The 20,435-nt window shown below is 71.3% G+C and carries 19 protein-coding genes and 2 tRNA genes; 5 read left to right on the top strand and 16 right to left on the bottom strand.

Going from position 1 to position 20,435, the window contains the following annotated elements:
* Positions 1–90: 90 nt before the first annotated feature.
* The 6 genes from ACWDEW_RS10840 to ehuB form a co-directional block, all read right to left on the bottom strand.
* Positions 91–164, bottom strand: a tRNA-Lys gene (locus ACWDEW_RS10840).
* Positions 165–262: 98 nt separating this feature from the next.
* Positions 263–1,021, bottom strand: a complete 759-nt coding sequence (locus ACWDEW_RS10835; protein WP_450511627.1) for an IclR family transcriptional regulator — start codon at positions 1,019–1,021, stop codon at positions 263–265.
* Between the two features lie 220 nt (positions 1,022–1,241).
* Entirely contained in the window at positions 1,242–2,018 is a 777-nt protein-coding gene (gene ehuA / locus ACWDEW_RS10830) for an ectoine/hydroxyectoine ABC transporter ATP-binding protein EhuA (RefSeq protein WP_450511923.1), read from the bottom strand.
* A gap of 10 nt (positions 2,019–2,028) precedes the next feature.
* A complete protein-coding gene (ehuD, locus tag ACWDEW_RS10825) occupies positions 2,029–2,679 on the bottom strand; it encodes an ectoine/hydroxyectoine ABC transporter permease subunit EhuD (protein ID WP_450511625.1) in 651 nt (216 codons plus the stop codon).
* A complete protein-coding gene (gene ehuC / locus ACWDEW_RS10820; protein ID WP_450511623.1) occupies positions 2,676–3,395 on the bottom strand; it encodes an ectoine/hydroxyectoine ABC transporter permease subunit EhuC in 720 nt (239 codons plus the stop codon). Before ehuC ends, ehuD begins: the two co-directional genes overlap by 4 nt.
* Positions 3,392–4,309: an ectoine/hydroxyectoine ABC transporter substrate-binding protein EhuB gene (gene ehuB, locus ACWDEW_RS10815; protein WP_450511621.1), complete on the bottom strand. Its 918-nt coding sequence runs from the start codon at positions 4,307–4,309 to the stop codon at positions 3,392–3,394. Before ehuB ends, ehuC begins: the two co-directional genes overlap by 4 nt.
* Positions 4,310–4,356: 47 nt before the next feature.
* Here ehuB and ACWDEW_RS10810 point away from each other — a divergent pair, with 47 nt between their 5' ends.
* Complete coding sequence (locus tag ACWDEW_RS10810) at positions 4,357–4,851, top strand: DUF3830 family protein (protein WP_450511619.1); 495 nt, start codon at positions 4,357–4,359, stop codon at positions 4,849–4,851.
* Here the strand turns inward: ACWDEW_RS10810 and ACWDEW_RS10805 are convergent.
* Together ACWDEW_RS10805 and ACWDEW_RS10800 are read right to left on the bottom strand one after the other, a co-directional pair.
* The gene (locus tag ACWDEW_RS10805) at positions 4,832–6,244 is read right to left on the bottom strand and encodes an amidase (protein ID WP_450511617.1); all 1,413 of its coding nucleotides are present in this window, start codon (positions 6,242–6,244) and stop codon (positions 4,832–4,834) included. The genes ACWDEW_RS10810 and ACWDEW_RS10805 overlap by 20 nt on opposite strands.
* A gap of 22 nt (positions 6,245–6,266) precedes the next feature.
* Positions 6,267–7,229 (bottom strand): D-2-hydroxyacid dehydrogenase, encoded by a 963-nt coding sequence (locus tag ACWDEW_RS10800; protein ID WP_450511616.1) that lies wholly within the window; start codon positions 7,227–7,229, stop codon positions 6,267–6,269.
* A gap of 148 nt (positions 7,230–7,377) precedes the next feature.
* Between ACWDEW_RS10800 and ACWDEW_RS10795 the strand changes: the two genes are divergently transcribed.
* The 3 genes from ACWDEW_RS10795 to ACWDEW_RS10785 all read left to right on the top strand — a co-directional run bounded on the left by ACWDEW_RS10795 (position 7,378) and on the right by ACWDEW_RS10785 (position 10,138).
* Positions 7,378–8,196: a maleate cis-trans isomerase family protein gene (locus ACWDEW_RS10795; protein ID WP_450511614.1), complete on the top strand. Its 819-nt coding sequence runs from the start codon at positions 7,378–7,380 to the stop codon at positions 8,194–8,196.
* Complete coding sequence (locus tag ACWDEW_RS10790; protein ID WP_450511612.1) at positions 8,193–8,927, top strand: maleate cis-trans isomerase family protein; 735 nt, start codon at positions 8,193–8,195, stop codon at positions 8,925–8,927. The genes ACWDEW_RS10795 and ACWDEW_RS10790 overlap by 4 nt, the downstream gene beginning before the upstream one ends.
* A gap of 89 nt (positions 8,928–9,016) precedes the next feature.
* Positions 9,017–10,138, top strand: coding sequence for an LLM class flavin-dependent oxidoreductase (locus tag ACWDEW_RS10785; protein ID WP_450511610.1), 1,122 nt, complete (start codon positions 9,017–9,019; stop codon positions 10,136–10,138).
* On the opposite strand, the gene ACWDEW_RS10780 is transcribed toward ACWDEW_RS10785, so the two are convergent.
* Positions 10,126–11,955: a putative bifunctional diguanylate cyclase/phosphodiesterase gene (locus ACWDEW_RS10780; protein WP_450511601.1), complete on the bottom strand. Its 1,830-nt coding sequence runs from the start codon at positions 11,953–11,955 to the stop codon at positions 10,126–10,128. The genes ACWDEW_RS10785 and ACWDEW_RS10780 overlap by 13 nt on opposite strands.
* A gap of 374 nt (positions 11,956–12,329) precedes the next feature.
* Between ACWDEW_RS10780 and ACWDEW_RS10775 the strand changes: the two genes are divergently transcribed.
* A complete protein-coding gene (locus tag ACWDEW_RS10775) occupies positions 12,330–13,646 on the top strand; it encodes a M6 family metalloprotease domain-containing protein (RefSeq protein ID WP_450511921.1) in 1,317 nt (438 codons plus the stop codon).
* Positions 13,647–13,773: 127 nt separating this feature from the next.
* Here ACWDEW_RS10775 and ACWDEW_RS10770 read toward each other — a convergent pair.
* The 7 genes from ACWDEW_RS10770 to ACWDEW_RS10740 all read right to left on the bottom strand — a co-directional run bounded on the left by ACWDEW_RS10770 (position 13,774) and on the right by ACWDEW_RS10740 (position 20,346).
* Positions 13,774–13,847 (bottom strand) — tRNA-Lys (locus ACWDEW_RS10770).
* A complete protein-coding gene (locus tag ACWDEW_RS10765; RefSeq protein ID WP_450511599.1) occupies positions 13,838–14,452 on the bottom strand; it encodes a bifunctional DNA primase/polymerase in 615 nt (204 codons plus the stop codon). The genes ACWDEW_RS10770 and ACWDEW_RS10765 overlap by 10 nt, the downstream gene beginning before the upstream one ends.
* 148 nt (positions 14,453–14,600) lie before the next feature.
* Positions 14,601–14,972, bottom strand: coding sequence for a hypothetical protein (locus tag ACWDEW_RS10760; protein WP_450511597.1), 372 nt, complete (start codon positions 14,970–14,972; stop codon positions 14,601–14,603).
* 299 nt (positions 14,973–15,271) lie between these two features.
* Positions 15,272–16,612, bottom strand: coding sequence for an AAA domain-containing protein (locus tag ACWDEW_RS10755; RefSeq protein WP_450511595.1), 1,341 nt, complete (start codon positions 16,610–16,612; stop codon positions 15,272–15,274).
* Positions 16,609–18,207 carry a hypothetical protein gene (locus ACWDEW_RS10750; RefSeq protein ID WP_450511593.1) on the bottom strand — a complete coding sequence of 533 codons (1,599 nt, stop codon included), beginning with the start codon at positions 18,205–18,207 and terminating at the stop codon, positions 16,609–16,611. The genes ACWDEW_RS10755 and ACWDEW_RS10750 overlap by 4 nt, the downstream gene beginning before the upstream one ends.
* Positions 18,198–19,418 (bottom strand): hypothetical protein, encoded by a 1,221-nt coding sequence (locus ACWDEW_RS10745; protein WP_450511592.1) that lies wholly within the window; start codon positions 19,416–19,418, stop codon positions 18,198–18,200. Before ACWDEW_RS10745 ends, ACWDEW_RS10750 begins: the two co-directional genes overlap by 10 nt.
* Positions 19,369–20,346 (bottom strand): phosphatase PAP2 family protein, encoded by a 978-nt coding sequence (locus tag ACWDEW_RS10740; RefSeq protein WP_450511590.1) that lies wholly within the window; start codon positions 20,344–20,346, stop codon positions 19,369–19,371. Before ACWDEW_RS10740 ends, ACWDEW_RS10745 begins: the two co-directional genes overlap by 50 nt.
* Between the last annotated feature and the right edge of the window lie 89 nt (positions 20,347–20,435).

The following is a 20,435-nucleotide window of genomic DNA, read 5'->3' as shown; positions in this document are numbered from 1 at the left end:
TGCGGTCACCTGAATGAGTCAGTCCTCGTGAGCGGCCCGCCAACGACCAAGGGCACCCTCCCGAAGGAGGATGCCCTTGATCACACACTGTGCGCCGCCAGGGACTCGAACCCCGGACCCGCTGATTAAGAGTCAGCTGCTCTAACCAACTGAGCTAGCGGCGCATGACTCACGCCTTCCGCTGGATCTGAGTCTCGCGGAGGGCGACGAGAAAATACTACCTGGTCCGGAGGGGTGCTCCGGACCAGGTCCGGGGCAGCGGCTAGATCGCCAGGGACAGCAGTACCGGACCCGCCTCGCGGTTCAGGGTGTCCGCCGCCCGGCGCAGGCGGTGGGCGTGTTCGACCGGGAGGGACAGGGCCAGGCACCCCACCGAGGAGCCCGCCGTGATCGGGACGGCCGCGCAGACCGTGCCGAGCGCGTACTCCTGGAGGTCGAGGTGGGGGACCGTCGGCGGCTGGGTCTCCAGGCGGGAGAGCAGCAGCTTGTCGCTGGTGATGGTGCGCGAGGTGAGGCGGGCCATCTTGTGGCGGGAGAGATGGTCGCGGCGGCCGTTGTGGTCGAGCTGGCCCAGCAGGCTCTTGCCGAGCGCGGTGGCGTGCGCGGAGAAGCGGAAGTCGACCCACTCGTTGACCGCCGGGGTGGTGGGCCCGGCCGCGTACTGGGTGATCGTGACCTCGCCGTCGACGTACCGGCTGACGTAGACCGCCGCGCCCAGGGAGTCGCGCAGCCGGTCCAGGGTCCGCTGGATCTGCTCGCGCACCGCCTGGTCGCGGCCGGCCGCGGACCCGAGCCGGCCCAGGGCCTCGCCGGTGACGTAGGCGCCGTCGGTGAGCTGCTCGACGTAGCCCTCGCGGCGCAGGGTCCGCAGCAGTATGGTCAGGCGCTCGACGCCGAGGCCGGTGCGGCGGGCCAGTTCGGTGTCCGTGACACCGGTGGTGTGTCCCGCGACGGTCTCCAGGATGCGCAGTGCGTCCTGTACCGAGTGGTAGGGAGCGGTCGGCTCGTGCATCAGCGCCACGGTGTTTCTCCCTGCGCTCGCTTCTTGGGCCGTGATACCGGACAGCGAATCCTCTCCACGATAGCTGTCAAACGGCCGATGTGGAGCGGCTGTTGGCGAGATTCTGTCCCTCCTCATGCCCTCCCAACTGGGACGCGGGACTCTTGGCATATGCCTACGGCATGCCACGTGGCGTAGACCTTGGGTGTTCGGTCGTTCACTTGGCGTAGTTGAACAAACGTCAAAGAATCGCGCCGAGAAAATCCCGGGTCCGCTGGTGTTCCGGATCGCCGAAGATCCGCTCCGGCGGGCCCGATTCGATGACTTTGCCCGCGTCGAACATCAGGACCTGGTCGGAAATGTCCCGGGCGAAATTCATCTCGTGGGTCACACAGAGCATGGTGATGTCGGTGGTGCGGGCGATGTCCCGGAGCACGTCGAGCACGCCCGCGACCAGCTCGGGGTCGAGTGCGGAGGTCACCTCGTCGAGGAGCAGCACCTGCGGGCGCATCGCCAGCGCCCGCGCGATCGCGACCCGCTGCTGCTGGCCGCCGGACAGCTGCGTCGGGCGGGCGCCGGCCTTGTCGGCGAGGCCGACCAGGTCGAGCAACTCCAGGGCGCGCGCCTCCGCTTCGTCCTTGGGCAGGCCCAGGACGGTGACCGGTGCCTCGGTGACATTGCGCAGCACGGTCATGTTCGGGAACAGGTTGAACTGCTGGAACACCATCCCGATCTTCTTGCGGATCTCGCGGATCTGTTTCTCGGGCGCGGGGAAGAGCTGCTCCCCGTCGACGGTGATCGTCCCCTCGTCCGGCTTCGTCAGGGTCATCAGCAGCCGCAGGATCGTGGTCTTGCCCGATCCGGAGGGGCCGATCAGGGTGACGTGCTTGCCGGACTCCACGGAGAAGTCGAGGTCGTCGAGCACGGTGTTGGACCCGAAACGTTTCGTCACATGGTCCAGGCGGATCAGCTCACTGCCGTCCACCGGGGGGTTGGCGTTGGCGTCGGTTTCCTTGATCAGGGGTGTGTCAGCGGACAAGGCGTCGCTCCAGGGCTCGGATCAGCAGGGAGGCGGGATAGGAGATGAGGACGAAGGCCACGCCGATCACGGTGACGGGCTCGGTGAACTGGTAGTGCTCCTGGGAGAAGAGCCGGGCCTGGCCCATCAGTTCGAGCACGGTGATCACCATCAGGATCGGGGTGTCCTTGAGCATCGCGATCACGTAGTTGCCCAGCGCCGGGACCACCCGGCGGATCGCCTGCGGCAGGATCACGGCCGTCCAGGTCCGGCGCACCGGCAGGTTCAGCGCGGTCGCCGCCTCCCACTGGCCGACGGGTACCGCCTCGATGCCCGCGCGGTAGACCTGCATCGTGTACGTCGAGTAGTGCAGCCCGATCGCGAAGACACCGGTGGTCAGCGCGGAGAAGGTCAGCCCCCACTCCGGCAGCACGTAGAAGAGGAAGAACAGCTGCACCAGCAGCGGGGTGTCCCGGACGAACTCGGTGACGACCCCGACCGGCCAGCGCACCCAGCGCGACGGCGTCCGCATCAGCAGCGCCCACACCAGGCCGAGTACGAACGAGATCAGCGACCCGAGCACCAGGATCTGCAGGGTGACCTTCAGGCCGTCCCAGAAGTACGGCATGAAGTCGCTCACGGCGTTCCAGTTCCACTTCACGCGACGCCACCTCCGACACCCGTGGTCTGGGCGCGCTTCAGCTCACGCGCGGTCTTCTCGTCGCCGGGCGCCTTGCCGATCCCGGCCTTCAGCCGCTTCTCCAGTCCGCGCATCAGCCGGGTGAGCGTGAAGGCGATCACGAAGTAGATGAGCAGGATGTACGTGTAGATCTCCGCGCTCTGCTGCAGCGCGAGCCGCACCAGGTTGGCGCTGAAGGTCAGATCGCCCATGCCCATGACGGACACCAGGGCGGTGCCCTTGAGCAGTTCGATCAGCAGGTTGCAGAAGGAGGGGATCATCTCCGGCACCGCCTGCGGCAGCAGGATCAGCCGCATCCGCTGCCAGGGCGTGAAGCTCAGGGCGACCCCGCCCTCCTGCTGGGCCGGGTCGACCGCGTTGAGCGCGCCGCGCACGATCTCGGTGCCGTACGCGCCGTAGGTCAGGCCCAGCGCGAGCGTGCCCGCCCACAGCGGGACGAGCTGCCAGCCGAAGGCGACCGGGAGCACGAAGAACACCCAGAAGATCATGACGAGGGCGGAGGTGCCGCGGAACACCTCGGTGTACAGACCGGCGAGGAAGCGGACGATCCACAGCCGGTGGGTGCGGGCGATGCCGACGACGAAGGACACTGCGGTCGCCAACAGCGCGCTGAGGACGAGGAGTTGGACGGTGGTCCAGATCCCCTTGAGGACGAGTTCCCAGAGTCCTGAGGTCATCCGCCGCAGAGCTCCTTCGCGGTGAGGTCCGTCATCTCGGCCTTGGTGAACCCGAAGGGCCGCAGGATGCGGAACAGCTCCCCGCTCTTCTTGAGCTTGTGCAGCTCGACGTTGAAGGCGTCGCGCAGCTTCGTCTCGGTCGGGCGGAACGCGAACGCGCCTCCGTCGATCCGCGGTTTGCCGTCGACGAGCGGTGCGAAGGGCCGGGTCGACTCCGCCTTCGCCGACTTCCGCACGACCGCGCGGGTGGTGAGCGCCGTACCGGCGAAGACGTCGACGCGGCCCGCCTCCACGGCGTTCAGCCCGGCGACCTGGTCCGGCACGATCAGGATGTCGCCCTGCTTGTACCCGGCGTCGACGGCATGCTGGATCTGCGCGTAGCCGGTGCCGGTGGCGAACTTCGCCTTCTTCGCGACGACGTCCTTGTAGGTGTGCAGCCCCTTCGGGTTGCCCTTGCGCACGACGAACGAGTCGAGCACCTGGTAGTCGGGGTCGGCGAAGACGACCTGCTGACAGCGTTCCGGGGTCACGTACATCCCGGCGGCCACGACGTCGAACTGCTGCGAGTTCAGGCCGGGTATGAGCGAGCCGAACTCGGTGGGCACGGGCTGCACCTTGTCCACCCCGAGCCGCTTGAAGATCGCTTCGGCCAGCTTCGGTGCCTCACCGGTGAGCCGGCCTTCCTTGTCGATGTACCCGAACGGGATCTCACCCGCTATCCCCAGCCGTACGACGCCCTGCGCCTTCAGCCGGTCGAGCAGATCACCGCCGCTGGTGGCCGACGCGGTGGCCACGCGGCTGCAGCCGGCCGCGCCGAGGGCACCGGCCGCCGCCACCCCGGCGAGCAGTGCCCTGCGGGTGTGACCCGGCGTGTGACCGGATGTGTGTCTGTCGTTCCCAAGTGGTGGAGCCATGGGCGCGCAGCTACCCGACCGCATCGCGGATATGCACCCTGGAAGGCATGACGGATCAGTTCATCGAGGTTTCACTCGCAAAACGGAACGTCCACTGCCGGGCAAAACTGCTGGTGGAACGTGCGCCGCTGACCTGTGCGGCGATCTGGAACGCACTTCCGCTGGCCGGCGAGGTCTACCACGCCAAGTACGCCCGCAACGAGATCTACGCCCTCTTCCCGCCATTCGCAGAAACGGAACCCCCGCTGGAAAACCCCACGGTCACCCCCATACCGGGCGATCTCTGCTATTTCGCCTTCGCCGGTACGGAACTCGGTACGAAGGCCTACGGCTACGACCGCGAGGTCCGCGCCGGAACGACGGTCGTCGACCTGGCCCTCTTCTACGAACGCAACAACCTGCTCCTCAACGGCGATGTGGGCTGGGTGCCCGGCATCGTCTGGGGCGAGGTCGTCGAGGGGCTGGCGGAGATGGCGGAGGCCTGCAACGACCTGTGGCGGTCGGGGGCGGCGGGGGAGACGCTCAGCTTCCGGCGGGCCTGACTCCGGCGTCCCCCGGGGCCCCGGCGCCGTACAGCGCGTGCGCCGCCCGCAGCACCAGGTCGTCCCGGTGCCGGGCCGCCACGATCTGAAGCCCGATCGGCAGCCCGTCGCCGTCGTTCCCCACCGGGACGGTGGCGGCGGGCTGCTGGGTCAGGTTGAAGGGGTAGGTGAACGGGGTCCAGCCGGTCCAGCGGCGGTGCCCGGAACCCTTCGGGACCTCGACTCCCGCCTCGAACGCGGTGATCGGGAGGGTGGGGGTGACGAGGAGGTCGTAGCGCTCGTGGAACAGGCCCATCCTGCGGCCGAGTTCCATCCGGACGTCCACCGCCGCGAGGTAGTCCAGTGCCGAGAGGCGGGACCCGGCGGCGCGGATCTCCCGCAGTCCCGGGTCGAGCAACTCCCTTTGCTGCGGGGCGAGTTTCTGCGTCACCCGGGCCGCGCCGCCGAACCACAGGGCGTGGAAGGCGTCCACCGGGTCGGTGAAGTCGGGGTCCGTCTCCTCGACGTACGCGCCGAGCGCGGCCAGCCGCTCCACGCCCCGCCGTACCGCCGCCGAGACCGCCGGACGCACCGCGACCTGGCCGCCGAGGGACGGGGAGTACGCGATCCGCAGGCCCTGTATGCCGTGCGCGAGTTCCTCCGTGAAGGAGCCCGGCCGGCGGTCCAGGCACGACCAGTCGCGGGCGTCCGGTACCCCGATCACGTCCAGCAGCAGCGCCGCGTCCGCCGCGTCCCTGGTCATCGGGCCCACGTGCGACAGCGTGCCGAACGCGCTCGCCGGGTACAGCGGCACCCTGCCGTACGTCGGCTTCAGACCGAAGATCCCGCAGAAGGACGCGGGGATACGGACGCTGCCGCCGCCGTCCGTGCCCAGCGACAGCGGGCCGGCGCCGAGGGCAACGGCCGCCGCGCTGCCGCCACTTGAACCGCCGGCCGTGCGGGAGGGGTCGTGCGGGTTGCGGGTGACGCCGGACAGCGGGGAGTCCGTGACGCCCTTCCAGCCGAACTCCGGGGTCGTCGTCTTCCCGATGAACACCGCGCCGTGTTCGCGCAGTCGGGCCACCGAGGGCGCGTCCTCGTCCCAACTGCCCTGTGCGGCAATGGTCTTGGAGCCGCGCAGGGTCGGGGTGCCGCGCTGCAGCAGGATGTCCTTCACGGTGACCGGCACCCCGTCCACCAGCCCGGCAGGCTCGCCGCGCCGCCAGCGCTCCGCCGACTCGGCCGCCCGAGCCAGCGCGCCCTCCGCGTCCAGCCGTACGAACGCGTTCATGACGGGCTGGATCTCCTCGGCCCGCTCCAGGGCCGCGCGGGTCGCCTCCACGGAGCTGAACTCCCCTCCGCGGTAGCCGTCCAGGAGTTCCACGGCGGTCAGCTCGGTGAGTTCGGTCGTCATCCGGCCCTCCAGGATTGGGAGTTCAGTGACCCGGTACGTACCCGCGCTTCTTGTCGACCACGTTCCGCAGCGGTTTGCCCGCCGCCCAGCGCTCGTACAACTCCACGAACTGCGCGCCGAGTTCGTCCCGCCAGCCGACCGTGTCACCGCTCATGTGCGGGGAGACGATGAGCCCCGGGACCTGCCACAACGGGCTGTCGGGGGTAAGGGGTTCGGTCTCGAAGACGTCCAGTGCGGCGCCCGCGATCCAGTGCTTGGTGAGGGCCTCCGCGAGCGCGTCCTCCACCACGAGCTGTCCCCGGCCCACGTTGATGAAACGGGCCGAGGGCTGCATACAGCCGAACCGGCGGGCGTCGAACATGCCCCGGGTGTCGTCGGTGAGCGGGGCCGCCGAGATCACCCAGTCGGCGCGGGCCATCAGCCGGTCGAGTTCGCCGGGGCCGTGGATACCGGTACGCGGAGTGCGGCCCACGAGGGCGGTCGTCACGCCAAGTGCCTTGAGGACGCGGACGATCGCCCGCCCGATCGGCCCGGAGCCGACCACACAGGCACGGGTCCCGGCCACCCGCTGTGCCTCGCGGTGCCGCCAGGTCCGCTCCCGCTGGAGGTCCAGTGTCCTCGGCAGGTCCTTGGCCATCGCGAGGACGAGTGCGGCGACGTACTCGGCGATCGGATCGTCGAAGACGCCCCGCGCGTTCGTCACCACCGTGTCGGAGTCGGCGAGTTCGGGACACATCAGGTGGTCCACGCCCGCGCTGGCGGTGTGCACCCAGCGCGGTCTCGGGCCCCCGCCCGGCCAGGCGGAGCGCACCGCGTGCGAGGTGAAGTCCCACACCAACAGGACGTCGGCGGACGGCAGTTGCTCCGCGAGTGTCGACGCGTCGGCGTGCTTCACGCGCACGCGGCCGGTGAGCTTTCCGAGGCGGGGGAGCGGGTCGGCGTCCAGGACGAGAAGGGTGGGCGGGGCGGTGGGCGTTGCGGTCATGCGGAGCCGTTTCTCGCGGGAAACAACTGGGGTGCGGCGGTCTGACATGCGCGGATTGACCACGCTCGCACTCGAACCTACCTTCGTCAACACGGACGCCCGCACGGACCGTTGTCACCCCGTTTCTCTTGGTGAGGCCGGTGTTGCCATGCACGTTTCCTTCCTGGGCGGACCCCGCCCGCAGCGCGGTGTCGGTGTCGTCGCCCCCTTCGACTTCGCGCTGGACCGCGAGTTGTGGCGCTGGGTCCCCGACGACATCTCGCTGCACCTCACGCGGACGCCGTTCGTGCCCGTCGAGGTCAGCCTCGACCTGGCCCGGCTGGTCAGCGAGCACGAGACCCTGCACGACGCGGTCCGCACGCTCAACGCGATCACCCCCGAGGTCGTCGCCTACGCCTGCACCTCCGGCAGCTTCGTCGGCGGACTCGCCGGGGAACGCGCGATGTGCGAGGCGATGACCCGGGCCGGCGAGGTCCCGTCCCTGACCACCTCGGGCGCCCTGCTCGCCGCCCTGACCGAACTCGGCGCCCGCCGTATCGCCCTGGTCACGCCGTACACGGTGTCCGTCACCCAGTCCCTGGAGGAGTACCTCGCCGAGGCCGGCGTGGAGGTCACGGGGCGCGCCTTCATGGGCCTGACCCGGCACATCTGGAAGGTGCCGTACCGGGACGTCGTCGACATGGCCCGCCGGGCCGTCAAGGGTGCCGCCGACGCGCTCTTCATCAGCTGCACCAACCTTCCGACGTACGACGTGATCCCCCAGCTGGAGGCAGAACTCCGCATACCGGTCATATCCGCCAACCAGGTCACGATGTGGGCAGCCCTGCGCCGACTGGGTACGTGTGCCGTGGGCCCCTATCAGGCGCTGCTTGGGGGCACCTCCCACACCCTTTTGGGTAGTGGGGGAGAGTCGGCGCGCCACCGGGGGCCGGTACTGCCGGAAGAACACCAGGAAGGCTGGTCATGACCGCACTCGGATTCCTCTACCCGGGCCACTCCGCCGAGGACGACTACCCGCGCATCGAGCAGCTCCTCGGCAGCGACGTCCGCCTCGACCTCGTCCACACGGACATCGGCGAGGACGCGCACCGCGTGGACGCCCTCCTGGAGATGGGCTCCCCCGAGCGCCTCACGGCGGGCGTCGAGGCGCTGCGCATGTCCGGCGCCGAGGCGGTGGTCTGGGCCTGCACCAGCGGCAGCTTCGTCTACGGCTGGGAGGGCGCCCACGAGCAGGCGCGCGGCCTGGCCCGGGCGGCCGGACTGCCCGCGTCGTCGACGTCCTTCGGCTTCGTGTACGCGGCGAAGGAGCTGGGGGTGCGACGGGTGGCCGTAGGAGCGACGTACCCGGACGACGTGGCGAACCTGTTCGCGGACTTCCTGCGGGCCGGGGGAGTGGAGCCCGCCGTGGTGCGAGCCTCCGGGATCATCACCGCGGCGGAGGTCGGCACCTGGGGCCGGGACGAGGTGCTGGCACTGGCCCGGTCCGTGGACGGCCCGGATATCGAGGCGGTCCTCCTGCCGGACACCGCCCTGCACACGGCCGGTCATCTCACCGACCTGGAGAAGGAGCTGGGCAAGCCGGTCCTCACGGCCAACCAGGTCACCGTGTGGGAGGCGCTGCGGCTGGCGGACCGGAGGGTCAACGCGCCGGAGCTGGGCGCGCTGTTCACGAGGGAGCCGCTCGTACAGGTCGACTGAGCGGCCCGGCCGGGTTCCGGGAATAAGTGGAGACAGCCTCCTGTTGCGCCGGAAGGACACCGCACAGCTCATAGCAGGAGGCACCCACCGTGGCGGCAGACGACGAGGTCCGGAGCGCGACCGACGAGATCCGGGGTACGGCGCGGGGCACCGCCCCCGTCCCCCTCTCCGTACTGGACCTGGTGACCGTGGGCGCCGGCCGCACCGCCACGGACGCGCTCCGCACCAGCGTGCGGATCGCGAAGCTCGCCGAGTCGCGCGGCTTCCACCGCTACTGGGTCGCCGAGCACCACTCGATGCCGGGCGTCGCCTCCTCCTCGCCCGCCGTGATCCTGGCCCACCTCGCCGCCCACACGGACCGCATCCGCCTCGGCTCGGGCGGCGTCATGCTCCCGAACCACGCCCCGCTCGTCATCGCGGAACAGTTCGGCACCCTGGAGGCGCTCGCCCCGAACCGCGTCGACCTCGGCCTCGGCCGCGCCCCCGGCACCGACGGCGCCACCGCGGCGGCCCTGCGCCGGACCGAGCGTCTCAACGAGGGCGCCGACGACTTTCCCGAGCAACTCGCCGAGCTGATCCGCTTCCTGGACGACGACTTCCCGAGCGGCCACCCCTACGCCCGCATCCACGCGGTCCCCGGCCCGATCCAGTCGACCTCGCCCGGCGGCGTCCAGTCCCCGCACCGCCCCCCGGTCTGGCTGCTCGGCTCCTCCGGCTTCAGCGCCCGCCTGGCCGGCATGCTCGGCCTGCCCTTCGCCTTCGCCCACCACTTCTCCGCGCAGAACACGGTCCCGGCCCTCGACCTCTACCGCGAGTCGTTCCGGCCGAGCGCGGTGCTGGACGCGCCGTACGCCCTCATCGGTGTCTCCGCCCTCGCGACCGAGGACGAGAAGGAGGCCCGCCGCCAGGTGCTGGCCGCCGCCCTCAACATGGTCCGGCTGCGCACCGGCCGCCCGGGACTCGTGCCCACCCCGGAGGAGGCCGAGGCGTACGAATTCAGCCCCATGGAGCGGGAGTTCATCACCTCCTGGAACGCCAACGTCATCCACGGCACCGCCGACGAGGTCCGCACCGGCCTCGACGACCTGCAGAAGCGCACGGGCGCCGACGAGTTGATGCTCACGTCCCACGCCCACAACGCCGACCTGCGGCTGCGCTCGTACGAACTGATCGCCGACGCCTATGAGTTGACGGCCGGTCAGGAGGCCTGATTGCAGGCCTTCGTGTCCAGCAGCACGGAGATACGATCCGGCGCCACCGGGCGGGAGTAGAGCCACCCCTGTCCGGTGTCGCAGCCGATCCGGCGCAGCCGGGAGGCCTGTGCCGAGGTCTCCACGCACTCGGCGGTCACCGACAGGCCCAGCCGGTGGGCGAGTTGGATCATCGCCTCGACGATGACCTCGTCGGCCGGGTTCGGCGGGACGCCCTCCCCCTCGTACTGGAAGCCCCGCACGAAGGAGCCGTCCAGTTTCAGGACGGAGACCGGGAGGCGGCTCAGGTACGCCAGGTTCGAGTAGCCGGTGCCGAAGTCGTCGATGGCGATGTGCACACCCATGTCGCTGAGCGCCTGGAGGGTCTGCAACGGCCGGCCCGCCGAGCCCATCACCGCCGACTCGGTCAGCTCCAACTGGAGGAGATGCGGGGCCAGTCCGGTCTCCGCGAGGGTCTCCGCCACGTCCGCGACCAGGTCCGAGTCCCACACCTGGCGCACGGCCACGTTGACGCTCACGAAGATCGGCGGCTCGTCCGGGTGGTCGAGCTGCCAACGGCGGGCCTGGCGACAGGCGGTGACCAGCACCCAGCGGCCGAGCTGCACGATCGAGCCGTCCTCCTCGGCCAGTCCGATGAACCGATTCGGCGTCAGCATGCCGAACTGGGGGTGGTCCCAGCGCACCAACGCCTCGACCCCGCGCAGCCGTCCGTTCTCCATGCCCACCAACGGCTGGTACTCCAGCTTGAATTCACCCCGCTCGATGGCCGGGCGGAGGGTGGAGGCCAGCGCCTGGCGGGTCATCCGGTGCGCGTTGCGCTCCGGATCGAACAGTGTCCAGCGGGACTTGCCGTCCGCCTTCGCCCAGTACAGCGTGGTGTCGGCGGCCTGCATCAGACCGGTGGCCGTCGTACCGGCCGCCTGCCGCTCGACCACCCCGATCGACGCCGACAGCGACAGCCGCTGCCCGGACAGATCGAAGGGTGCCTGCAGCGCCTTGAGCACCGACTCGGCGAGATCGGCCAGTTGGTCGGTGCCGGTCGAGTCCTCGACCAGCAGCGCGAACTCGTCGCCGCCGAGCCGCGCCACCAGCGGGGCGGTGGCCCGGGCGAGGCCCGCCTCGTCCGCGCACCGCGTCAGCCGCTCCGCCACGGCGGCCAGCAGCCGGTCGCCGACGCGGTGGCCGAGGGTGTCGTTGACCGCCTTGAAGCCGTCCAGGTCCAGATAGCACAGGCCGATCCGCCCGGTGCCGCCCTGCTCGTACGACTCCGCCTCCAGCGCGGCCGAGAGCCGTTCGAAGAACAGAGTGCGGTTGGGCAGCCGGGTCACCGGGTCGTGCATCTCCAAGTGCCGTAGCCGCGCCTGGAGTTCACGCCGGTCGCTGATGTCGGTGAGTGACAGCAGTACCCCGTGCTCGGCGGCCGGCAGCGGAGCCGCGGTCACCTGCACCCACAGGGAGTGCCCGTCGGGGTGCTTGACCCGGCGGGTCCGGCTCAGCCTGGCCTGCCGGCCGCGCAGCACCTCGCGATAGGCGTGCCAGGTGCGGGCGTCCGACCTCAGGTCCACCAGATCGGCCGCGACCAGCCCGGCCAGGGCGGCACCGCCCTTGCCGAGCAGCGCGCCGAAGGTGTCGTTGGCGCTCACCACCAGCCCGTCGCGGTCCACGACGGCCATGGCGAGGGGGGACGCGGAGAAGGCGGACCCGAGCCGGCCGTCCGCGGGAAGACTGACACGAGGCGATGCCTCGTCATTACTCTCTGTTACGGCCGGCCGGACGAGGTCTGCCGCGGGCGCCGGCCCTTCGGACGTTCCGCTCACCGCTCGCTCCCGCAGTGCACTCGATCTTCGGATGGGTCTCGTCGGGATGGCCGACCGGGTGGGAGGCCGCCGTGCCGTGTCCGTGCAGGAAAGTGTGCCGATCATAGAGGTTGGCCCCCGGCCCTACCAGCCACTCACCAGTGTCCCGGAACAACGGCCCGTTCCGGCAGATCGATTCCGCCCGCACCTGGGCGGGTTCGCCAAATGGCCGACCACATGTGACGTTCCGTGAGTGTTTCCGGATGTCGGCCCGGGCGTGTCTCAGCCGTCCCGGGCGTCCCCCTCACTCATCTGGTGCAGATAAACGAGGCATACCCCAACAAACCATCACAGGCTGGGTGTCGGTGTCCCGCGAACCGCTCCCGGAGGTCCTCGTGCCGTGTCAGCTCCCCCTCAAGGGGCTCTCCCGTACGGCGCTCCAGGGGCTCTCCCAGTGGCGGACGCGCCCCCGGCTGCGCAGCACCGCGGCCGTGTTCACCACGATGTCCGCGCTCGCCGCGACCTCCATCATGTCCAGCCAGTCGGTCGCCGAGCCCTACTCGTCCACCCCCTGTGCCCTCAGGCGCACCGACGCCCACCACTCCGAGGGCCTGGACACCTGGAACGCCGCCTACCCGCGCCCCGTCCGCCCGCTCGACGCGGTGATGATCTTCCTCTCCTTCCCCGACGCGACCCCGCGCACCACCCCCGCCGAACTGGCCGCCGACCACTTCCCGGCCACCACCCGCTTCTACGAACGCGCCTCCTACGGCCGGTTCACGCTCCGCCCGCACCCGCTGCGGCACTGGATCCGCATGCCGAAGCCGTCGACGTCGTACGCCATACAGCGCGACTGGAACCCGGCGGACCGAGCCGCGTATCTCCGCGACGCGCTCGCCGCCGCCGACCCCCGGGTCGACTTCTCCCGCTACGACGTCGTCTACTTCGTGGCCGACCCGGACGCGCCCGGGGTGGACTCGGACGCGACGAAGGTCGTCAACCTGGACACCCCGCTGCGGGCCGACGGCACGGACATCCGGCGGGTCGTCACCGTCTTCGAGAAGCACCCGCCGGACCGGCTCGTCCTCGCCCATGAGACGGGCCATGTCTTCGACCTTCCCGACCTCTACCACCGGCCGGTGGACGGCAAGGGCGACTGGGACACCTATGTCGGCGACTGGGATCTGATGGGCAGTCAATTCGGCCTGTCCCCCGACCTGTTCGCCTGGCACAAGTGGAAGCTGGGCTGGCTGGACCCGCGCCAGGTGGTGTGCGTACGGGGGGCCGGGCCGACCCGGCTGACCCTGGAACCGCTGGCCGCCGAACCCCCGACGGCCGGCAACGCCGGATCGCCCGCGTTCGGCCTCGGGCTCGGCGTCAAACTGGCCGTGGTGCGCACCGGCGCCGACAGCGCGCTGGCCTTCGAGGCCCGCAGCCCCGTCGGCAACGACAGCACGGCCTGCAAACAGGGCATCCTCGTCTACCGCGTACGCGGCGGCGCGGCCTCCGGAAACGGCCCGATCGAGGTCGTCGACGCCCACCCCCGTACCGAGGCCTGCTGGGAGACCTCGGTCTACCCACCCCTCGCCGACGCCCCGGTCTCCCTCGGCGAGACCTTCACCGTGCCCGGCGACAACGTACGGGTGGCGGTGGAGCGACGGACGGATTCGGGGGCGTGGACGGTGAGCGTCACGCCGGGGGACGCGAGCTGAAGACTCCGGGCCACCGGTCGTGGGGGTGTGGGTGGCGAAGCGCCCACAACGCGCGGCGAAGCCGCGCAGAAACAACGATGGCGAGGCCGTTCGCGCTTTCCGCGAACATGCCTCGCCATCGCTAGCGTGCGCCGCCAGGGACTCGAACCCCGGACCCGCTGATTAAGAGTCAGCTGCTCTAACCAACTGAGCTAGCGGCGCCTGCTGACGTCGTAGACCTTAGCATCCTGATCGGCGGGAGGAAAAATCGATATGCGCACGGTCGCGCGAGCGGCGCGCACGGCCGCCCAGAGCAGGATTTCCGCGCCGGGGAGCCAGGGTCGGCGCGTGTCGGGAGCGACCAGCCAGCGGGAGTCGAACGGTGCCGGAGCGGCCGCGCCGACCAGCGCCGGGACGGTCACCGCGTCACCCTTTCCGTGGCACAGCAGCGGCGGGACCGACCCCGTACGACCGCGCTCCGCGGCCTCCGCGCCCCACTCCTCCCAGCCCAGCAGCGAGGGCAGTCGCTGAGCCGTCCCGGGGGTGGCGAACAGGAGCATCCGGCCCCGGTATGTCGCGACCGGCCCGGAGCCGGGACCCTCGTCCCACAACTGGTCGACCATACGGCGGCCGAAGATCGCCGGAGCGCTCACCACGTCGAAGGCGGAGCCGCAGGGCAGCACGACCGGGGCGTCCGGCCGCTCCCGCCACAGGGCGAGCGTGCTGCGCGGATACGTTCCTGCCGAGGCGAGCCAGGCGGCACCGTCCGGGGTCACGCCCGAGATGTCGAAGCGGTCGGCGAAGGGGTCGTCCTGAGTGCGGCTCATGGCGAACAGATCTACCGGCCGTGAGCGCGCGCTCTCCGAGGGTTGCCAGAAATCGGGACAGGAGGGGGCGGGAGGGAGTATCTTGCCCGCCGGGCATATGCCAAACGCCATGCCAAGAGCTCTGCCGAAAACTCCCGTGTCCCTCGGGTCACACCGGGTCGGCGCCCCCGCTGCCCCGCCCATCGGTGCCGCGCAGCAGATCCCGCCCGAACTCGACCATCTTCTTCGCGTAGTCCTCGGTCCATCCGGCCCGCTCGGCGATGTCCGCCGGCGTCAGCCGGTCGAAGCGGCGCGGGTCGGCGAGCTGGGCCGCCGCGATCGCCTGGAACTCCACCGCGCGGTCCGTCGCGGCACGGAACGCGTGCGTCAGCTCCGTCGCCCGCGCCAGCAGCGCGCGCGGGTCGTCCATCGACTCCAGGTCGAAGAAGTGCTCCGGGTCCTCGGCCGCCTGCGCGGGCTCGAAGAGCAGGGGCGCGGGGCGTAGCCGCGATTCGTTGCGACGCGGCGTGTGCTCCGCCATGTCTTCTCCTTCTCGTACGTCACCGATGGCCCGCCTCACGAGCCGGACCACCGTCCATTGTCTCCCGACCGCGCAAGAGGCCCCCGGCATACCACCGGGGCACGGGATCCGCGCCTGTGAGGGGCTTCCCAGCCGTCAGGGTCTCCACACCACCCGGTGTTCCGCCAGGTGTGCGAGTACCGCGTGATTGGCCTCCCACCCATCGGGGTTGTATCCCTTGGCCGCCTCCGGCGGCGTGCCGGACTCCGTCCGGCGGGCAGGTGGTCGGGTGCCCGCCGGCCCGGCGCCGGAACGCCGGTTCACGGTCTCCAGCGCACCCGGTGTTCCGCCAAGTGCGCCAGTACCGCGTGATTGGCCTCCCACCCATCGGGAAACTTCACCGTCACCCCGAGCTGCACCGGCTCCGTCGACGGGTGGTCGTCCAGCAGTTCGCTCACCCCGGCCCGGCAGACCACGACGCACGCGTGCCGGTGGCGGGAGGCCAGGACACAGAGGCGGCCCGTCTCCAGGTGGAAGGCGGTGGCGTCGGGGCGGCCGGAGAGGGGGTGGAGGACTACCGTGACGTCGAACTCCCGCCCCTGGAGCCGGTTCGCCGTGTCCACCGTCACGTCCGTGACGCCCAGTTCCGTCAGCGCCGCGCGGACCGCCGCCGCCTGGTCCCGGTGCGCGGTGCCGACCGCGATCCGGTCGGCGGTCAGCGGGGTGGGGTCGGGCGAGCGCTCCGACGTGGCGGCGCCGCCCCGGTCCAGCAGCCGTCGTACGACCGTCGCCACCGCCCGCACCGCCTCCGGGTCCGTGCGGGGGGTGTGGCGGGCGGGGAGTTCCAGCAGGCCCCAGCCCGACTCCGCGGCCTCGTCGAGCACCCGGTCCGGGCCCGAACCGTCCGACGGGACACCGAAGGCTAGCCGCCGGTCGCCGTGGCCGGTGCCGCTGCGGAAACGGGTGTACGGGTAGAACGCGTTCGAGACGAGGGGCGCGGCCGAGGCGGGGAGGCGCCAGGACACGGGGAGGCGGTGCTGCGGCAGTTCGGGGTTGTGCGCGAGCAGGGTCGTCACCGCCGAGGCCGAGGGGTCGTACGACAGGCCCGCCCACTGCTCCGCGCCGACGATCGCGAACGGGTCCAACTGCCCCGGGTCGCCCACGAACAGCGCCCGCTCGAACAGCCCGGCCACGGCCAGCAGCGAGTCCGAGCGCATCTGGTACGCCTCGTCGACGATCGCGTGCCGCCACGGCTCGTCGACTTTGACGTGTGCCCACTTGGCCGCCGTCGAGATGACGACCGGGAGCCCGGCCAGCTCGCCCGCCTTCGCCGACTTCCGTACGTTGGGCAGGTCGTCCAGCGCCTTGTCGTACGGGTCCGCGTCACTGCTGTGCAGCCGGCCCACGGGCAGCTCGCCGTTCTTCTCGGCGAGCCGCACGACGAGGTCGTCGACCTGCGCGTTGGTCTGCGCGACCACCATCAACGGGCGCCCCGCGTCGGCCAGTTCGAGCGCCGCGCGGACGACGAGCGTGGACTTGCCCGCACCGGGCGGGGAGTCGACGACGACCCCGCGCGCGGTGCCGTGCAGGGTGTCGCGCAGGATCGCGTCGGTGGCCCGGCCGGCCTCGGCACCGGGGTCGAAGGTCGGGTCCGGGGTCACAGGACGTCCTCCTCGGTCACCGGATCCGCCGACTCCTGTACGGCGATCTCCTCATCGGGCGGGCCGCCGTGGGTCCACGGTGTCTCCTCCGGGTCGGGCAGTTTCGCCCCGCCCCGCTGCTCGTGCTCGAAGAGCGTGAAGCAGATCCGGTCGCCCTTCTCCGGCACCGAACCGGTCTCCGGCTCCTTGCCCCGCCCCATCTTGTCGACGACCCGGAGGATGACCAGGGCACCGTCCTCCTCGTGGCCCACGAACTCCGCCGACTGCGGCTTGCCGCCCAGCGACCGGAACACCTTCACCCGCTCCCCGAGATGCGGCCGGTCGTCCGTGCGCACGGTCACCAGCGGGCGCGGCCGGGGGCTCTTGCCCTCGCTGTACGCCATGACGACATCCGTGACCTCGCCCGCGAAGGCCTCCCCGGCAAGCCGCCGCCCGGCCATCACCAGAGGGTCGTCCAGAGCCTCCTGGGCGTCCAGACGGGCCTGTTCGCGCTCGCGCGTGGCGAGCTTGTTGGCCGCGGTCACCGCGTCGTCGCGGCGTGGCTGCGGGGGCTCACCGGCCGTGATCCGGTCGCGGTGGCCGGTGAACGACCAGCGGTCGCGCGTCCACCGGTCGACGGCGTGCGCGCCCTCCGGGAGTGCCCGCAACAGGTCGAGCCCGTGCCACACCGCGTCCCAGGTGGGTCGGGTGCGACTCTCCACGAGGGCCCTGATCTCCCGCTCGGCGGCGGTGAGTTCACCGAGCCGGTCGTCGGCCTCCATGCCGTCCTCGGCGGCGGCGAGGGCGGTACGCGCGCGGTCGTAGCGCTCGATGGCGGGGGCGAGCAGCTTGTTGTCGAACGCCGGGTCGGTGGCCGGGCCCGCGGGCGGGCACACCAACTGGCCCTGCGCGTCCCGCCGCAGCTCCGCGTCGAGTGCGGCCTCGGCACCGGAGACACCGTCCGGCGGGTCGATCCAGGCGAGGAGCGCGCCCAGGTGCTGGTCCTCCAGGCTGGACTGACCGGTCGCCCAGTGCCGGCCGAGCACCTCGGTGAGCGCGAGCAGCAGCGCGGAGCCCGGCACCCTGGCCCGCTCCCCGAAGTGGGTCAGCCAGCGCCCGAGCAACGGCACGTGCGGCGGCGCGGGATGCGGGGTCTCCGGGTCCTGCTCGGCCGTACGGCGAAAGCGCATCGAGCGGCCGAGCAGCCGCACCAGCTCGATGCCCGCGCGGCTCGGCACGATCAACTGCGGTGCGTCCGCGCACAGTTCGACCTCGACCTTGACCCGCTTGCCGGTCTCCGGATCGGTCTCGTTGCGCTCGGCGGCCTCCACGGCGTCGGCGAACGTGTCGATGTACGGCAGGACCACGTCCGCGAGTTCGGCCAGGAACGCGAACCTGAGGTCCCGGTCGCGCGGCTGCGGTACGACGAGCAGCCGCGGCGCGTCCCGGTCCGTACCGACGAGGGCGCCGAGGGGCGCGCCGGCCTCGCCTGCGGTGGTGAGCGGCACCAGGACGAGGGGGCGCTCGGACAGGTGCCGGTGCCGGACCGTGGCGGCGGGCTGGGCGCGGCCGGTGTGAACGGCCTCCAGCCGGGCGAGAGTTGAGATCAGCGACATGGGGCGCCCTCCGGCCGGGCGTCGTCCAGGACTGCGTGTTGGTTGTGCGGCTCCTCCGGGTGGGCGTCCAGAACTCCCTGTCCGCCGTGCGGTCCCTCCGGGTGGTGTGCCAGCGCCTCGGCCCGCAACTCGGCCGCCCTGCGCAGTGCCGCCACCGCCGGGTCGTCCGGGTCGCCGGCCTCGCCGTGGGCCGCCGCCAGGACCTCGTCGACCGTGGTCAGATCGCCCAACTCGGCGCGCAGGGAACGGCCGAGAGCGGTGACCGCGCCGGACGCGCGGGAGCGGTCGCGGCAGTGGAAGGCCAGCTCACAGGCGGCCAGGCACTCGGGGGCGTAGGCCGCAGGGACCGACTCGACGGCGGCCGTGAGCTCGGCGGCCGGGCGGTCGGGGGCGAAGCAGGTGCCCTCGGGGAGGGTGTCGGCGATGTCCTCGATGCGGGTGAGCCGGGCCAGTTGACGACGGGTGACCGCGCGCTGCTTGCGGACGTCGACGGCGGACGCGGTGGGCAGGTTCGAGAAGTCCTTCGGGCAGACCAGGAGGATGCGGTGGCGGACTCGGGGCGCGGGGTCCAGGCGGGCGGCGACCTCCTCCAGAGCCAGCACGTACACCGCCGACTGGCGGGCCGCCGCGCCGACCTTCGCCGGGTCCGCCGAACCGTCCAGCATCGGGAAGGACTTGATCTCCACTACCGTCCAGCCGCCGTCCGGGTGCACGACCACCGCGTCCGGCTCCAGGAAGGCAGGGGAGCCCGCCACGTCCAGGGCGAGCATCGGGTGGTCCAGCAGCGTCCAGACGGCGGCGTCGGTCGCCTCGCGCAGCGCCAGCGCCGTACGCGCCGCGCGCCCCTCGGGGCCGACCGCGGTCAGCTCGGGCACCCGCGCGCGGGTCGGCGGCTCGGCGCCCGGGTCCAGCTTCTCGTGCACCAGCCGCAGCAGCTCCGCGCCGCCGTCCGCCTTCACCCGGGCCTCGAACGCGTTGCCCCGCATGAAGGCGAACTGGGACTGCCCGAAGGCGGACGGCGAGCCGAGCGCGTCGGCCAGCACCGCCTTGTTCACCCCCGCGCCGTCCAGGATCGCCCGTCGCTCGCAACCCGGGTTCGCGGCCAGGGCCGCGAGGGCGCGCGCGTCCAGTGCCTTGGCCGGGACGTCAGGGCCGCGCAGCTCAGCGAGCCGGTGCCGCAGCGCCGTCCCCCGCGTCCGTGGGGGAGGCACCCGGCTCGGCTCCGGTACCGAGCTGTGACTCGCGCTGCCGTGGAATTCGCTCACCCGGGGAAGTCTGGCATCCACCACTGACAATTGAGGTTTCTGAGCCGAGAGAGGCGCCCGGAGCGGCGTCACGCGAACGGGCCGCGACAAGTGAGCCACGTCCCTCGAACCGCGTCCCGATCCGGTCCGCGGCCTTCATGACCTGCGGTGCCAGCAGGAACCCGAGCCCCATCACGACCACACCCGCGACCGCGTCGAGGAGATAGTGGTTCGCGGTGCCCATGACCACGATCGCCGTCAGCAGCGGATAGGCGACGCCGAGGACCTTGGTGAGCCGCGTGCCGCCGAAGCGCCACAGCATCACCCCGCACCACAGCGCCCAGCCGCAGTGCAGGCTCGGCATCGCCGCGTACTGGTTGGTCATCCCGCCGAGGCCCCGCGGCGCGCTCGCGTCGCCGCCCCACCAGCCGTACGAGCTGTACTTGGCCATCGTGTCGACGAAGCCGTAGTCCGGGGAGAGGAGCCGGGGCGGGCAGGTCGGCAGCAGGGTGAAGCCGATCAGGCCGATGAACGTGGATGTCATCAGCCAGGTGCGGGCCGCGCGGTAGACCTGTGAACGTGACCGGAACAGCCAGATCAGGATCGCGGGCGTCACCAAATAGTGCAGCGAGGCGTACCAGAAGTCGGCCGGGATACCGAGCCAGGCCTCGCGCGTGAAGAGCCGGTTCAGCGGGTGCTCGGCGTTGATGTGCAGGAGCTTCTCGATACGCAGGATCGCCAGCCCGTGGTTCACGGCGCTCGCCGTGTCGCCCCTGGCCAGCAGGCGGCCCGCCGAGTACGAGGCATACACCATGAGGATCAGCGGCAGCTCGGTCCACCAGCGCAGCCGGCTTCGCCGGTCCGCCTCGATGCCTGGTGTCTCGGTCTGCGGCATCCGATCGCCCTCCCCCTTCTGTCCTGGTGCTGTGCCCGGTGCTCCGGCTTCCCGGTTGCTCGGTCGGGACACTTTACGGCGTATGCGCG

The organism is Streptomyces sp. NPDC001100 (genome assembly GCF_053598575.1).
Note: the sequence above shows the minus strand (reverse complement) of the source record. Positions and strands in the feature narration are given on the sequence as shown.

Coding starts and splice junctions, on each gene's coding strand:
- ACWDEW_RS10750 (WP_450511593.1), bottom strand. CDS start 18,207: ATGTCGCTGATCTCAACTCTCGCCCGGCTGGAGGCCGTTCACACCGGC.
- ACWDEW_RS10760 (WP_450511597.1), bottom strand. CDS start 14,972: ATGGCGGAGCACACGCCGCGTCGCAACGAATCGCGGCTACGCCCCGCG.
- ACWDEW_RS10800 (WP_450511616.1), bottom strand. CDS start 7,229: ATGACCGCAACGCCCACCGCCCCGCCCACCCTTCTCGTCCTGGACGCC.
- ACWDEW_RS10765 (WP_450511599.1), bottom strand. CDS start 14,452: ATGAGCCGCACTCAGGACGACCCCTTCGCCGACCGCTTCGACATCTCG.
- ACWDEW_RS10805 (WP_450511617.1), bottom strand. CDS start 6,244: ATGACGACCGAACTCACCGAGCTGACCGCCGTGGAACTCCTGGACGGC.
- ehuC (WP_450511623.1), bottom strand. CDS start 3,395: ATGACCTCAGGACTCTGGGAACTCGTCCTCAAGGGGATCTGGACCACC.
- ACWDEW_RS10810 (WP_450511619.1), top strand. CDS start 4,357: ATGACGGATCAGTTCATCGAGGTTTCACTCGCAAAACGGAACGTCCAC.
- ehuB (WP_450511621.1), bottom strand. CDS start 4,309: ATGGCTCCACCACTTGGGAACGACAGACACACATCCGGTCACACGCCG.
- ACWDEW_RS10790 (WP_450511612.1), top strand. CDS start 8,193: ATGACCGCACTCGGATTCCTCTACCCGGGCCACTCCGCCGAGGACGAC.
- ACWDEW_RS10795 (WP_450511614.1), top strand. CDS start 7,378: ATGCACGTTTCCTTCCTGGGCGGACCCCGCCCGCAGCGCGGTGTCGGT.
- ACWDEW_RS10740 (WP_450511590.1), bottom strand. CDS start 20,346: ATGCCGCAGACCGAGACACCAGGCATCGAGGCGGACCGGCGAAGCCGG.